Genomic DNA, 13,708 nt, shown 5'->3' on the forward strand with positions numbered 1-13,708 from the left:
GCGGGGCCGGGCCTCAGCGGATCTCGAGGATCTTCTCCCGCATCGCGTAGACCACGGCCTCCATCCGGGAGTGCAGTTGCAGCTTCTCCAGGATGTTGCGGACGTGGTTCTTCACGGTGTTCTCGGAGATGAACAACTCCTTGGCGATGTCCCGGTTGTTCATCCCGGTGGCGACGAGCTTGAGGACCTCCAGCTCGCGGTCGGTCAGGCGCGGCGCGGGCACGAGCCGGCGCTCGTCGGTGCGCTGGATCATCGACTTGAACTCGGTGAGCAGCTTCGAGGCCATCGAGGGGCTGATCTGCGACTGCCCGTCGGCGACGGCGCGGATCGCGGTGGCGACCTCGTCGGTGGAGATCTCCTTGAGGAGATAGCCGGTGGCGCCCGCCTTGATCGCGTCGTAGAGGTCGGCCTCCTCGTCGCTGATCGTCAGCATGATGATCTTCGCGCTGGGGGCGACCTCCTTGATGGAGGTGCACGCCTCGATTCCGCCCCGCTTGGGCATGCGGACGTCCATCAGGACGATGTCGGGCAGGAGATCGGCCGCCTTGTCGACGGCTTCCGCGCCGTCCCCCGCCTCGCCGACGACCTGGATGTCCTCTTCCTGCGCGAGAACGATCTCCAGACCGCGGCGGAAAAGGGCGTGATCGTCCACGACGAGGACCCGGATCGGCTCGTCGCGTGACGCCCCGTTGGCCGAATCCATTCCCTCCGGGTTCACCGGCTGGTCGAGCGTTCGCCCGCCGTGCACCGGCCCGAAGCTGTCCGCCATCGTTCCTCCCCCATGAAGGCCGTGGCCTGAAGTCATGTACTGGTTCGCTTTCGGTCCCCAACCGCTGCTCGGGGAGCACCGGTTGGCGTGCGGCCCATGCTTTCATGCCGCGGCCCCCGTGCGGTGATCCCGTGGGCGCACGCGGGCGCACAGGGGTGCCCCTGGGAGCGCGCGGAGCGCTCCAGGGGCACCGGGGTCATGGTCCGTCCGCGGCCGGGGCGCGCGGCCCGGGGCGATCAGCCGCCGAGCGCGCCGCCCGCGCCGCCGCCCTCGGCGAGCGGGTCGCTCTCGAGGTGGATGACGCCGTAGTCGTAGGCGTGTCGCCGGTAGACGACACTGGGCTGCTTCGTGTCGGAGTCGACGAAGAGATAGAAGTCGTGCCCGACCAGCTCCATCTCGTAGAGCGCCTGGTCGAGGCTCATGGGGGCGGCACTGTGGGTCTTCTCCCTGACCACCAGCGGCCCTTCGCCCTGGACCTGGATCGAGCCCATCATCGTGGTGGGCACGTTCTCGGACTCGTCGGCGACCAGCTCACCGCTGCCGTTGAGCTCGGCGGCGCCGTGCACGACGTCACCGACCTCGGCCGCCGACAGCCGGCCGGCGCCGCGGCGGGTGAACCGCTTGTCGTGCTGCTTGCGCAGTCGGGCCTCCAGCTTGTCGCTGGCGAGGTCGAGCGCTGCGTACGGGTCGCCTGCTGCCGCTTCCGCCCGGATCACCGGGCCTCGGGAGTGGAGGGTGATCTCCACGCGGTCCGACCTGTCGGCCTGCCGCGGGTTGTGCTCCTTGGACACCTCGACGTCGAGGCTGATCACCTTGCCGTCGAGCTTCTGGATCTTCTCCAGCTTCAGCTTCTCGGCCACGTGCTTCCGGAACCGCTCGGGCACCTCGGTCTTGCGGCCCTTGACGACGATGTCCACGCAGAACTCCGTTCCCGGATTGCCCGTCCCGGCTCCTTGGCCCGGCGGGCTACATCCCTTTGCACCAGGCCCCGGCGATTACCGGAACCTCGGACTTGGCGACCTGACCTCCTCCTCCCCAGTCGACAAGCTCCCCACCCCATCAACCAGAGGTTAATTCGCCTTGAACTCCTGTCCTGTAGGCGCACCCGTGCATTCGATGAGGTGTGGCATTCGCCATTCCTCACAACCGAACATAGCTCGTTCGGACGGGTGTCGGCACCCGCTGGAGCCGGTTACCTCCGTTCGGGTGCATTCACCTCTCACCACCTGCAACGATGCAACTTCCCCGTCAGTTCCGGTTTATTTCGAACGAGGACGGAGAAGATGCGACTACCGCCGCCGCGGCCTGTTCGAATTGCCCTTCCTCGACTCCTCCTGCCACGCCTCCCTTCGGCCTGTCCGGTAATCCCGGAAACATGAACGGACGGTGTACGGAGCGGTGGCCGTGCCCGGCCGCCGCGAGCGCCCGCGCCGCCTCCGCGAGCGAGGCCCCGGTGGTCATCAGGTCGTCCACGAGGACCACCCGCGCGCCCGCCCGCACGGCCTCGCCGAGCGGCCGCACCCCGGACGCCGCCACCTCGAGCGCCCCGGCCAGGTTCGCCCGCCGCCCGCGCGCACCGAGCCCGGACTGGTCGGCCACCTCCCGCCGCTGCCGCAGCACCGGCAGGACCCGCGCCGCCCGTCCCGTACGCCGCAGCCGGCCCGCCGCGGCCAGGGCGATCCGCCGGGTCGGATCATGGCCACGCGCCCGCACCGAGCGCCGCGAGGACGGCACCGGTACGAGAAGCAGCGCACCGGCCCCGGGCCCGCCCCGACCCCCGGCAGCGGCCGTCACGGCCCCCGCGAGCGCCACGCCCAGCGGCCCGGCGAGCGGCAGCGCGCCGCGCTCCTTGTGCGCGAGCAGCACGGCCCGCGTCGCGCCCTCGTAGGCTGCCGCCGCGAACACCGCCGGCAGCCCCGGCGGCTCCGGCGCCGGCCGCACCCGGCGGGGAGCGCCGCCGGTGAGTTCGACCGCGCACGGCGGGCACAGCGCCGTACGGGGTCTCCCGCAGCCTCCGCAGGAGCCCGGCAGCACCAGCCCGGCAATCTCTCGCCACCACCCCCGCATGGCTCCACTGTCCTCCTGCCCGGCGGCTCCGGCCACCCCTGTGGAAAACCCCCTGTGGACAACACGCGAGGAACGGAGAAAGGGCCCCGTCCGCAGGACGCGGACGGGGCCCGAACGGCCCGGAGGGACGGGGCCGGACGGCCTGGGCCGAGGCCCGGACCCAGGGGGCGTGACGGTGCCTGGGGGGGCTCAGCCCGGGTAGACCGGGGAGCCGCCCTCCTTCACCACCGGCTGCCAGTTCGCGCCCGGGACCAGCCGCACGATGCCGTCGTTGCCGGAGTCGGCGACCACCGGCGCCTGTTCGCCGTGCGGCGCGGCCACCGCCTCGACGCCGTTGAGGCCCGGCAGGACGGAGCTCGCCGAGGTCGAGCCGTCCGTCTGCACGTACCGCACCTGCTGCACCCCGCCGGCCTCCGTGCCGACCACGACGAGCCGGCTCGGCCCGGCCCAGGAGACGGAGGTGACCGACTCAAGGCGCGGCGCCGCGTTCTCCAGGTCCGTCACGGCGACCGACTGCACGCCGTCGTCGAAGGTCCGCTCGACCCGCCCGATCTGCAGGGTGGTCCGCTTGTCCTGGGTGACGAGCAGCGCGATGCGCACCCCGTCGGCGGAGACCCGCAGCGACTCGATGCGCGCGCCGTCCCGCAGCCAGGGCGTCGCGACCTCGATCCGCTCGCCCCGGCCGCCCGGCACCATCCACAGGCGCGGCTTGAGCGGGTTGCGGTCGGCGACCCACAGGTCGCCGCGGCCGTCCCAGCTGGGCGCCGAGAGACGGTTGTCGGGCTGGGCGGCGGTGCTGGTGACGACGGGCGCGGGCAGCTCCTCGTCGGTGCTGAGGGAGCCGACGCGCAGCTCGCGCCCGTCCTGGACGACACCCGCCGCGTAACTCTCCTCGCGGTCCACGCCCACGGACCGCAGCGGAAGCGTGCCCTTGCCGAAGGGGCCGGTCACCTCGGTCGGCTTGTCGGGCCGCTGCCCGTCGACCGACAGCATCATCAGCTTGCCGTGCTCGTCGACGAAGTAGGGGTTCTCGCCGCCGCCGGGGTTGCGGACCGGCGAGTACTCGTCGATCGCCTGCCCCTTGCCGAGCAGGCACAGCCGGTTGCCCCCGCTGCCCTGGATCTCCACCTGCTCGACCCGTACCGAGGTCAGGTCGCGCAGCGTGAACAGCAGCTGCGCCGCCATGCCCTTGCAGGCGGCCGCGCCGACGTGGTCGGCCTTCTTGTTGAGCGGCACCTTCAGGGTGGACTGGTCATCCGTGGCCAGGGTGGTGACGCCCTCGCGCAGCTGCGTGCCGGACGGGAAGCGGGTGTCCACGGCCGGGTTCAGCCAGCCGGTCGGGCCCTCCAGGAGCGCCTTCACGGTCTGCGCCACCGGGTCCATGCGGGTGACCGGGTCCTGGCGCTGCCGGATGTAGACGGGGTCGGCGACGACCCAGTTCTCGCCGGACGCGAAGTAGTACTTGTTGACCGAGCGGTAGTTGCGCAGGAAGTCCGCCTCGCCGAGCACCAGGCCCTTGGGCAGCTTGTCGATGCGCCATTCCTTGGTCTTGCCGTCCGCCGCGAGCTGCTGCACCACATGGATCGACTCGGCGTACTCGGCGGGCGCCTTCGGCTGGTAGGCGTGGCTCGCGTCGACCGTCGCGATCTGCCGCCCGGACAACGGGAAGGTCCGCCCCGTGCTCTCCGGGTCGGCGAGCCGCACCGCCGGGTCGCGGCCGGGCGCGGTGGTGAGCACGGCGATGTTCTCCTCCGGCTTCCAGCTGCGCGCGGCCTGCTTCGTCAGGTACTTCCGCGCCGTGGCGAAGCCGGGGTCGTCACTCGTCATGGCCTCAAGGAAGCCGTCGACGATCTCGTCCGGATCAGCGTTCTCGCGCGGCGCCACCGCGTACACCCGCACCTGCGAGTCGCCCGGGTTGGAGGCCTTCACGGCCTGGACGTCACCGCTGTCGGGCATGGTCGCGCAGCCGGCCACGAGCAGCGAACCGCACGCCGCCAGGACCGCGCCCCGCACCGGCCTTCCCCGCCCCAGGGTCTCCCGCTTCCCTCGAAGGTCAGCGCCCACCAGTTCCGTCCTCCCGCTCGGCGCGCGTCGACGCCATCGCCTCACCACCCTGGCCGTCCCCGGTGTCCTCCGTGCCGTCGGCGGACCGGGCCACCACCCGGGCGCCGCTGCCCGGCAGGGCCGTCGGATCGGCCGTCGCCCGCGGCACGGCGGGCAGCCGCGGCGGTACGGGCAGGGCCGGACGGTCCCCGGCGGACTGCACCGGCACCGCCGGAAGCCGCGCCCCGGCCGCCGTACCGCCGGGCTTCGGAGCCCAGCCCTCGGCGCCCGCCGCCCCCGCCTCGAGCGCGGCCTGCTCGCGGTTGCGCCGCGAGTCCTCCGGCTCCAGCGGGATCGGGGAGCCGCGCAGCGGCTCGTCCGCGGTGCGCGGCAGGGTGAGCCGGAACTGCGAGCCGCCGCCCGCCTCGCCCCACGCCTGGAGCCAGCCGCCGTGCAGCCGGGCGTCCTCCACCGCGATCGACAGGCCCAGACCCGTACCGCCGGTGGTACGGGCGCGGGCCGGGTCGGCCCGCCAGAAACGGTTGAACACCCGGGTCGCCTCGCCCGGCTTGAGGCCCACGCCGTAGTCGCGCACGGCGACCGCGACGGCCCCGCCGGCCGCGGCCAGCTTCACGACGACGTCCCGGCCCTCGCCGTGCTCGACGGCGTTCACGACCAGATTGCGCAGCACCCGCTCGACCCGGCGGGCGTCCGCCTCGGCGACCACCGGCTGCTCGTCGCCGGTGACGACGATCCGGCAGCCCTTGCGCTCGGCCAGCGGCTCGGCGCCGCCGATGACCCGCCGCACCACCTCGCGCAGATCTATCGGCGCCGCTTCCAGGGCCGCCGCGCCCGCGTCGAACCGGCTGATCTCCAGGAGGTCGGAGAGCAGCGACTCGAAACGGTCGAGCTGGTCGCCGAGAAGCTCGGCGGAGCGCGCGGTCACCGGGTCGAAGTCGGCGCGCGCGTCGTGGATGACGTCGGCCGCCATCCGTACCGTCGTCAGCGGGGTGCGCAGCTCGTGCGACACGTCGGAGACGAAGCGCCGCTGCATCCGGGACAGCTCCTCCAGCTGCTGGATCTTGAGCTGGAGGTTCTGCGCCATCTTGTTGAAGGCCTCGCCGAGGCGAGCGATGTCGTCCTCGCCGGTGACCTTCATCCGTTCCTGGAGCCCGCTGGCCGACAGCCGCTCGGCCACCCCGGCGGCCATCCGCACGGGCGTGACGACCTGCCGCACCACCAGCCACGCGATGGCGCCGAGCAGCACGACGACGAACAGCCCGGCGGTCGCCAGGGTGCCCTTGACCAGGGCGAGGGAGTCGCCCTCCTGGGTGAGCGGGAAGAGGTAGTACAGCTCGTACGGGGTGCCGTCGGCGTCGTTGAGCCGCTTGCCGATCACCAGGCCGGCCTCGGAGGACTTGCCGCTGGTGTAGTGGATGCGGGCGAACTTCTGGAAGGTGCTGGTGCCCTGCGCGACGTTGTGCCGCAGGTCGGCGGGGATGCTCGTGGTCGGGTCGACCTCACCGGAGGCGCGGGCGCCGCGGCTGGCGGTGTTGCCGGTCTCCAGGGACAGCGCGACCACGTTGTAGGCGCTCTGGCCGCCGCTGGCGAGCTGCTCGACGAGGGTCGAGCGCCAGTTCACGGACGCGCCGGCCCGGCCGCCGTCCTGGTCGCCCGGCTGGGAGGGCGTGGTCGCGGCCCGGTCCTGCGCGGCGGAGAACCCGCCGGCCGCCTGGCTCTGCGCCGCCCTCTCCTTGGCGTCGAGCAGTCCGTTGCGCACCTGGCCGATGACGACCAGGCCGAGCAGCAGCACCACCCCGAGGGACATGAGCAGGGTGCCCGCGACGACCCGCACCTGCAGATTGCGCCGCCACAGGCGTACGGCGGGCAGCAGGGGGCGCCGCACCCAGCGCATCACGAGCCGGAACACCGGCCCGCCGGGGGCGCCGTCCTGGAGCAGACGGCCGAAACGCGGACCCCCCCGTCCCGGTCCGGCAGCCCGCCCCGTACGGACTCCCGGGTCCCCGGGCTTCGGAGCAGCACTGCCTGCGCTCATGTCAGCTCGGTCCCGCCTTGTAACCGACACCTCGGACGGTCACCACGATCTCCGGGCGCTCGGGGTCCTTCTCGACCTTCGAGCGCAGCCGCTGGACGTGCACGTTCACCAGACGGGTGTCGGCGGCGTGCCGGTAGCCCCAGACCTGCTCCAGGAGCACCTCACGCGTGAACACCTGCCACGGCTTGCGGGCGAGGGCGACGAGCAGGTCGAACTCCAGCGGCGTCAGGGCGATGGACTGCCCGTCCCGCTTCACGGAGTGCCCGGCCACGTCGATGACCAGATCGCCGATGGCCAGCTGCTCGGGCGCCGGCTCCTCCGACCTCCGCAGCCGCGCCCGGATCCGGGCGACGAGCTCCTTCGGCTTGAACGGCTTCACGATGTAGTCGTCGGCGCCCGACTCGAGCCCGACGACGACGTCGACGGTGTCGCTCTTGGCCGTGAGCATCACGATCGGCACCCCGGACTCGGCCCGGATCAGCCGGCACACCTCGATCCCGTCCCGCCCGGGCAGCATCAGATCCAGCAGCACCAGATCCGGCTTGGCCTCGCGAAAGGCCGCGAGCGCCTTGTCGCCGTCCGCGACGAACGACGGCTCGAACCCTTCACCTCGCAGCACGATGCCGAGCATCTCGGCCAGTGCGGTGTCGTCGTCGACGACGAGAACGCGTCCCTTCATATCGACATCATCCCATTTCCGTATCAGTCTCAAGGCGGCTGGTGAGATACCTCACTGACCTGCGGTGTCGGGCGGATGCCTGCTCCGGGGGCCACGCGGCCGGCCAGCACCGTACCCCGCGCCCTCCGGTACGGACGAGGCGAACGATTCCGGCCATCGCCGTGATCGCCGCCGAACCCTCCCCGATGTGTTCCCCCGTCGCCCCCGAATCGCCCACCCGAAGCGGCGTCGGCACAGTCTGCCCCGCCGCCCTCCCGCAAGGAAGGCGCAGGAGTGCGCTCGGCCCCCGCCCGCGGGAGGGGCCCGCGTGGCACGATGGCTCCCGGCCCGCCGCCCGGACAGGCGTACGGCCGCAGAGACCGAGCCGGTTCGCCGATCCGGCCCCGCGACCATTCCTCGAGGTGGACGACCGTGAACGACACTCCGGGCTGGACCTCGCCCGGATCTGCTCCCTCCGACGGCCAGGACGGCTCGGGGATCCCCCGGCCCGCCTCGCCCGGCGATGCGAACGGCTCCGCACCCCAGTGGTCGAAGGAGCAGCCGCCCGCCGGCCAGTGGCAGTCGCCGACCGCCCCTGGCGTCGACGCCCCGCCGCAGACCCCGGCACGCGCCCACAGCGGCGGCGGCTGGGGCGCGCCGCCCCCGTACGGGCACTGGGGGCCGCCGCCGGCCGCCAAGCCCGGTGTGCTGCCGCTGCGCCCGCTGACCCTCGGCGACATCCTCGACGGGGCCGTGACGACCATGCGCCGCTACTGGCAGACGGTCCTCGCGATCACCCTCGGCGTCGCGGTCGTCGCGCAGCTCGCGGACATCCTCAGCGTGCGCTTCCTGGCCCCGGAGCCCGTGGCGATCGACCCGGACGCCACCCCGGCCGAGGCCCTGTCGCAGAGCGTCGCGTCCCTGAAGAACGCACTGGCCGAGTCCGGCCCCTCGTATGTCGTCATGATCGCCGCCGGGCTGATCTGCTCCGCGCTGCTCACCGTCGTCATGAGCCGGGCCGTCCTCGGCCGCCCGGTCACCCTCGGCGACGCCTGGCGGGACGCCCGCCCGCGGCTGCTCCAGCTCCTCGGCATCACCGTCCTGGTGATCGCCGCCTCCGTCGCGATCATGGTCGTGGGCATCCTGCCCGGACTGCTCCTCGGCGGCAGCGCCGGCAGCGGCCTGGCCTTCGTGGGCGGCCTCTGCGCCTTCGTCGCCGTCGTCTGGCTGACGATCGCCCTCTCCCTCGCCTCCCCCGCCCTGATGCTGGAACGCCAGGGCGTCGTCAAGGCGATGAAGCGGTCCATGAAGCTGGTCCAGGGCTCCTGGTGGCGCATCTTCGGCATCACCCTGCTCACCAATGTGATGGTCGCCGTCTTCACGATGCTGGTCGCCATCCCGTTCCTCATCGCGGCGACGGCCGCCTCCGGCAGCGGCCTCGACTCCTTCATGGAGGGCAGCGTCCCGGAGACCGGCTGGACCTTCCTGATCATCATGGGCATCGGCGGCGTCATCACCAGCGCCCTCACCTACCCGCTCACCTCCGGTGTGACCGTGCTCCTCTACATCGACCAGCGCATCCGCCGCGAGGCCCTCGACCTCGAACTGGCCCGCGCCGCCGGACTCCCCGGCTACGGAGGCTGATGGCGTGACGATCACGGGGGGCACGGCCGGTGGCACACCGGTCGACATTCCGCGCGTCCCCGCCCGGGAGGCGGCGGAGCGCGAACTGTCCAAGCCGATGTACCACGAGAACGATCCCAGCCTGCTCCAGCGCGTCCTCGACCGCTTCTGGGACTGGGTCGACGGCCTCTTCGACGCCGCCTCCGGCGCGACACCGGGCGGCGTCATCGGCCTCGTGGCCGTCGTCATCGTCGTGCTCGCCCTGGTCGCCGCCCTCTGGTGGCGCCTCGGCACCCCCCGCCGCACGCCCGCCGCCGGCGGCGACTCCCTCTTCGACGACGGTCCCCGCACCGCCGCCGAACACCGGGCCGCCGCCGCCCGGCACGCCTCCGCCGGCCAGTGGAACCAGGCCGTCCAGGAACGCATGCGCACCATCGTCCGCGCCCTCGAGGAACGCACCCTGCTCGAACCCCGCCCCGGCCGCACCGCCGACGAGGCCGCCGCCGAAGCCGGCCGCCATCTCCCCGTCCACGCCGACGCCCTGCGCGCCGCCGCCCGCGCCTTCGACGACGTCACATACGGCGGCCGGAGCGCCGACCAGCCCGCGTACCGGCGCATCGAGCAGCTGGACACCGCCCTGGAGCGGACCAAACCGGTCCTCGCCACGAGCACCGCCGGCGGCTTCACGGAGGCGCCCCGATGAACCGCGCCCCGAAGACCCGGTCCGCCACCTCCACCTCGCTCACCCCGCGCCAGCTGTGGAGCCGCGCCCGCGGCGCCCTGCTGCTCCTCGCCCTGGCCCTGATCGGCGGCCTCGTCCTGGCCACCGTCCGGTCCGGCGACCACGGCGGCCGACTCGACCCGCGCTCCGCCGACCCCTACGGCAGCCGCGCCGTCGCCGAACTCCTCAAGGCCCGGGGCGTCACCGTCGACGTCCACGACACCCTGGCCGCCGCCACCGCCGCCACGGGCGACGACATCACCCTGCTCGTCACCACCCCCGACCTGCTGACGCCGCAACAGCAGTCCACGCTGTACGGGGCGATGAGCCGATCGGCCGGCCGCACCGTCCTCCTCGGCGCCGGCGCCGCGAGCCTCGACACCCTCGCCCCCGGCATCGACACCGACCTGAGCGTCGCCGTCGCCACCCGCGCCCCCGGCCCCCGCTGCACCCTGCCGGCCGCCACCCGCGCCGGCACGGCCGACCTCGGCGGCGAGCGCTACCGCACCGGCGCCACCACCGCCGACGCCTGCTACCCCGCCGACGGCCTGCCGACCCTGGTCCGCGTCCCCGGCCCGGGCAGCGCCGACACGGTCCTCGTCGGCTCCCCCGAACTCCTCTACAACAAGCGCCTCGCCCGACAGGGCAACGCGTCCCTCGCCCTGCAACTCCTCGGCTCCCGACCGCATCTCGTCTGGTACCTCCCCTCGCTCACCGACGTGCCCGCGGACCCCGAGACCACCGACGACCCCGGCTCCGCCTTCCTCGACCTGATCCCCTCCGGCTGGCTGTGGGGCACCCTCCAACTCGCCGTCGCCGCCGTGCTCGCCGCCGTCTGGCGCGCCCGCCGCCTCGGCCCCCTCGTACCCGAACGCCTCCCCGTCGCCATCCGCGCCTCCGAGGCGACCGAGGGCCGCGCCCGCCTCTACCGCAAGACCGACGCCCGCGACCGCGCGGCCACCGTCCTGCGCACCGCGACCCGCGACCGGATCGCCCCGCTCCTCGGCGTCCCCGGCAAGGACGCCCACTCCCCCGACCTGCTCCTCCCCGCACTCTCCGCACGGATCCCCACGACCGCCGCGGCGGTCCACCGGACCCTGCTCTTCGGCCCGGCTCCCGCCGACGACGCCGCCCTCGTCCGCCTCGCGGACCAACTCGACGCCCTCGAAAGAGAGGTACGCACCTCATGAGCGCCCCGACCCCCGAGGCCATGACGGGCTCGGACAGCGCCCGCGCCTCCCTGGAGGCCCTGCGCACCGAGATCGGAAAGGCCGTGGTCGGCCAGGACCCGGCCGTCACCGGTCTCGTCGTCGCCCTGCTCTGCAAGGGCCACGTGCTGCTGGAGGGCGTCCCCGGCGTCGCCAAGACCCTCCTGGTGCGGGCCCTCGCCACGTCGCTCGAACTCGACACCAAGCGCGTCCAGTTCACCCCCGACCTGATGCCGAGCGACGTGACGGGCTCCCTCGTCTACGACGCCCGGACCGCGGAGTTCTCCTTCCAGCCCGGCCCGGTCTTCACCAACCTGCTGCTCGCCGACGAGATCAACCGGACGCCCCCGAAGACCCAGGCCTCGCTCCTGGAGGCCATGGAGGAGCGCCAGGTCACCGTGGACGGAACCCCCCGCCCGCTGCCCGAGCCCTTCCTCGTCGCCGCGACCCAGAACCCCGTCGAGTACGAGGGCACCTATCCGCTGCCTGAGGCCCAACTGGACCGCTTCCTGCTGAAGCTGACGGTCCCGCTGCCCTCACGCGAGGACGAGATCAGCGTCCTCACCCGCCACGCCCAGGGCTTCGACCCGCGCGACCTGAAGGCCGCCGGAGTCCGCCCGGTCGCCGGCCCCGCCGAACTCGCGGCCGCCCGCGAAGCGGTCGCCAAGGTCGCGATCTCCGCCGAGATCGCCGGCTATGTCGTCGATATCTGCCGTGCCACGCGTGAATCCCCCTCGCTCACTCTCGGCGTCTCCCCCCGAGGAGCCACCGCCCTGCTCTCCACGGCCCGCGCCTGGGCCTGGCTCACCGGCCGGGACTACGTCACCCCGGACGATGTGAAGGCCCTGGCGCTGCCGACCCTCCGGCACCGCGTCCAACTGCGGCCCGAGGCCGAGATGGAGGGAGTCACTCCCGACTCCGTCCTCAACTCGATCCTCGCCCACGTCCCCGTACCTCGCTGAGAACGGCACCCCATGGCCCTCACCGGACGAACCGCCCTGCTCGCCGCCATCGGGTCGCTCCCCGTGGGCATCCTCGCGCCCAGCTGGACGGGGATGCTCGCGGTGAACGCGCCACTCACACTCGCAATTCTGTGCGACTACGCGATGGCCGCGCCAGTGCGAAAGCTCCAATTCACCCGATCTGGTGACACAACTGTTCGACTGGGTGACGCGGCCGAAGTCCGACTGACCATCACCAACCCGTCCCGCCGCCGACTTCGCGCCCAACTCCGCGACGCCTGGCCTCCGAGCGGCGCCCAGAGCCCCACGCGCCAGAAGCTGACGGTCCCCGCCGGCGAACGCCGCCGGATCACCACGGCCCTGCGTCCCACCCGCCGCGGCGACCGCCGCGCCGAGCGCGTCACCGTCCGTTCCTTCGGCCCCCTCGGCCTCGCTGCCCGCCAGGGCAACCACGAGGTCCCGTGGGCCGTGCGGGTCCTACCGCCCTTCACCAGCCGCAAGCACCTGCCCTCGCGCCTGGCCCGGCTCCGCGAACTCGACGGCCGCACCAGCGTCCTCACACGCGGCGAGGGCACCGAGTTCGACAGCCTCCGCGAGTACGTCCCCGGCGACGACACCCGCTCCATCGACTGGCGGGCCACCGCCCGCCAGACCACCGTCGCCGTCCGCACCTGGCGCCCCGAACGCGACCGCCACATCCTCATCGTCCTCGACACCGGCCGCACCTCCGCCGGCCGCGTCGGCGACGTCCCGCGCCTCGACGCCGCGATGGACGCGGCCCTCCTGCTCACCGCCCTCGCCTCCCGCGCCGGCGACCGCGTCGACCTCCTCGCCTACGACCGCCGCCTCCGCGCCCAGGTCCAGGGCCGCTCCGCGAGCGACGTCCTGCCGGCCGTGGTCGACGCCCTGGCCCCGCTGGAACCCGAACTCGTCGAGACCGACGCCCGGGGCCTCGCGGCCACCGCCCTGGCCCGCGCCCCGCGCCGCTCGCTCATCGTCCTGCTCACGGGCCTGGACGCCGCCCCCGTCGAAGAGGGCCTGCTCCCGGTCCTCCCCCAGCTCACCCAGCGCCACACCGTCCTGGTCGCCTCCCCGTGCGACCCGCACGTCGTCCGGATGGCCGGCACCCGCGGCACGATCGAGGGCGTCTACGAGGCAGCCGCCGCGACCCAGACCCAGTCCCAGCGCCTCCGCACGGCCGAACAGCTCCAGCGCCACGGCGTCACCGTGGTGGATGCGGCCCCGGATGCCCTGGCCCCCGCACTGGCGGACGCGTATCTCGCACTGAAGGCCGCCGGCAAGCTCTGAGCGGAGTGCGGGGCTTTCCGGTGCTTCCGGTCGGCGGCCGGCCGCTGGAAAGGGGCTGTGAACGCAGAAAAGCCCCGCACCATAAGGTGCGGGGCTTTCCCACAATGATTGTTCGGCGGCGTCCTACTCTCCCACAGGGTCCCCCCTGCAGTACCATCGGCGCTGAAAGGCTTAGCTTCCGGGTTCGGAATGTAACCGGGCGTTTCCCTAACGCTATGACCACCGAAACACTATGAAGTTGAACCGCCGCACCTCCCGTAGGGGGGCGTGTTCGTTACTTCAGAACTAACACA

The 13,708-nt window shown here is 73.0% G+C and carries 11 protein-coding genes and 1 rRNA gene; 5 read left to right on the forward strand and 7 right to left on the reverse strand.

Going from position 1 to position 13,708, the window contains the following annotated elements; translation table 11 throughout:
* Positions 1 to 13: 13 nt before the first annotated feature.
* The 6 genes from JAO84_RS13485 to mtrA form a co-directional block, all read right to left on the reverse strand.
* Positions 14 to 769: a response regulator transcription factor gene (locus JAO84_RS13485; RefSeq protein ID WP_265868032.1), complete on the reverse strand. Its 756-nt coding sequence runs from the start codon at positions 767 to 769 to the stop codon at positions 14 to 16.
* A 236-nt stretch (positions 770 to 1,005) separates the two neighbouring features.
* Positions 1,006 to 1,686 carry a ribosome hibernation-promoting factor, HPF/YfiA family gene (gene hpf, locus JAO84_RS13490; protein ID WP_265868031.1) on the reverse strand — a complete coding sequence of 227 codons (681 nt, stop codon included), beginning with the start codon at positions 1,684 to 1,686 and terminating at the stop codon, positions 1,006 to 1,008.
* Between the two features lie 331 nt (positions 1,687 to 2,017).
* Positions 2,018 to 2,836, reverse strand: a complete 819-nt coding sequence (locus JAO84_RS13495; protein WP_370413080.1) for a ComF family protein — start codon at positions 2,834 to 2,836, stop codon at positions 2,018 to 2,020.
* A gap of 189 nt (positions 2,837 to 3,025) precedes the next feature.
* Positions 3,026 to 4,900, reverse strand: a complete 1,875-nt coding sequence (locus tag JAO84_RS13500; RefSeq protein WP_370413081.1) for an LpqB family beta-propeller domain-containing protein — start codon at positions 4,898 to 4,900, stop codon at positions 3,026 to 3,028.
* Positions 4,890 to 6,935, reverse strand: coding sequence for an MtrAB system histidine kinase MtrB (gene mtrB, locus JAO84_RS13505; RefSeq protein ID WP_370413082.1), 2,046 nt, complete (start codon positions 6,933 to 6,935; stop codon positions 4,890 to 4,892). The genes JAO84_RS13500 and mtrB overlap by 11 nt, the downstream gene beginning before the upstream one ends.
* A 1-nt stretch (position 6,936) precedes the next feature.
* A complete protein-coding gene (mtrA, locus tag JAO84_RS13510) occupies positions 6,937 to 7,614 on the reverse strand; it encodes a two-component system response regulator MtrA (protein ID WP_009333493.1) in 678 nt (225 codons plus the stop codon).
* A gap of 411 nt (positions 7,615 to 8,025) precedes the next feature.
* Here mtrA and JAO84_RS13515 point away from each other — a divergent pair, with 411 nt between their 5' ends.
* Genes JAO84_RS13515 through JAO84_RS13535 form a run of 5 tightly spaced genes read left to right on the forward strand, consistent with a single transcriptional unit; the run spans position 8,026 to position 13,415 of the window.
* Entirely contained in the window at positions 8,026 to 9,237 is a 1,212-nt protein-coding gene (locus JAO84_RS13515; protein WP_370413083.1) for a hypothetical protein, read from the forward strand.
* Positions 9,238 to 9,241: 4 nt separating this feature from the next.
* Positions 9,242 to 9,919 carry a DUF4129 domain-containing protein gene (locus JAO84_RS13520; RefSeq protein ID WP_370413084.1) on the forward strand — a complete coding sequence of 226 codons (678 nt, stop codon included), beginning with the start codon at positions 9,242 to 9,244 and terminating at the stop codon, positions 9,917 to 9,919.
* Positions 9,916 to 11,127 (forward strand): DUF4350 domain-containing protein, encoded by a 1,212-nt coding sequence (locus JAO84_RS13525; protein ID WP_370413085.1) that lies wholly within the window; start codon positions 9,916 to 9,918, stop codon positions 11,125 to 11,127. Before JAO84_RS13520 ends, JAO84_RS13525 begins: the two co-directional genes overlap by 4 nt.
* A complete protein-coding gene (locus JAO84_RS13530) occupies positions 11,124 to 12,107 on the forward strand; it encodes an AAA family ATPase (protein WP_370413086.1) in 984 nt (327 codons plus the stop codon). The genes JAO84_RS13525 and JAO84_RS13530 overlap by 4 nt, the downstream gene beginning before the upstream one ends.
* A gap of 12 nt (positions 12,108 to 12,119) precedes the next feature.
* Entirely contained in the window at positions 12,120 to 13,415 is a 1,296-nt protein-coding gene (locus tag JAO84_RS13535) for a DUF58 domain-containing protein (protein WP_370413087.1), read from the forward strand.
* 110 nt (positions 13,416 to 13,525) lie between these two features.
* Here JAO84_RS13535 and rrf read toward each other — a convergent pair.
* Positions 13,526 to 13,642, reverse strand: a 5S ribosomal RNA gene (rrf, locus tag JAO84_RS13540).
* Positions 13,643 to 13,708 lie beyond the last annotated feature (66 nt).

Source organism: Streptomyces fradiae (genome assembly GCF_041270065.1).
Lineage (GTDB): Bacteria > Actinomycetota > Actinomycetes > Streptomycetales > Streptomycetaceae > Streptomyces.

What these genes read in the sequence shown, in the direction of transcription:
- JAO84_RS13485 (WP_265868032.1), bottom strand. Translation starts at nt 769, where the DNA reads ATGGCGGACAGCTTCGGGCCGGTGCACGGCGGGCGAACGCTCGACCAG.
- JAO84_RS13495 (WP_370413080.1), bottom strand. Translation starts at nt 2,836, where the DNA reads ATGCGGGGGTGGTGGCGAGAGATTGCCGGGCTGGTGCTGCCGGGCTCC.
- mtrB (WP_370413082.1), bottom strand. Translation starts at nt 6,935, where the DNA reads ATGAGCGCAGGCAGTGCTGCTCCGAAGCCCGGGGACCCGGGAGTCCGT.
- mtrA (WP_009333493.1), bottom strand. Translation starts at nt 7,614, where the DNA reads ATGAAGGGACGCGTTCTCGTCGTCGACGACGACACCGCACTGGCCGAG.
- JAO84_RS13525 (WP_370413085.1), top strand. Translation starts at nt 9,916, where the DNA reads ATGAACCGCGCCCCGAAGACCCGGTCCGCCACCTCCACCTCGCTCACC.
- JAO84_RS13530 (WP_370413086.1), top strand. Translation starts at nt 11,124, where the DNA reads ATGAGCGCCCCGACCCCCGAGGCCATGACGGGCTCGGACAGCGCCCGC.
- JAO84_RS13535 (WP_370413087.1), top strand. Translation starts at nt 12,120, where the DNA reads ATGGCCCTCACCGGACGAACCGCCCTGCTCGCCGCCATCGGGTCGCTC.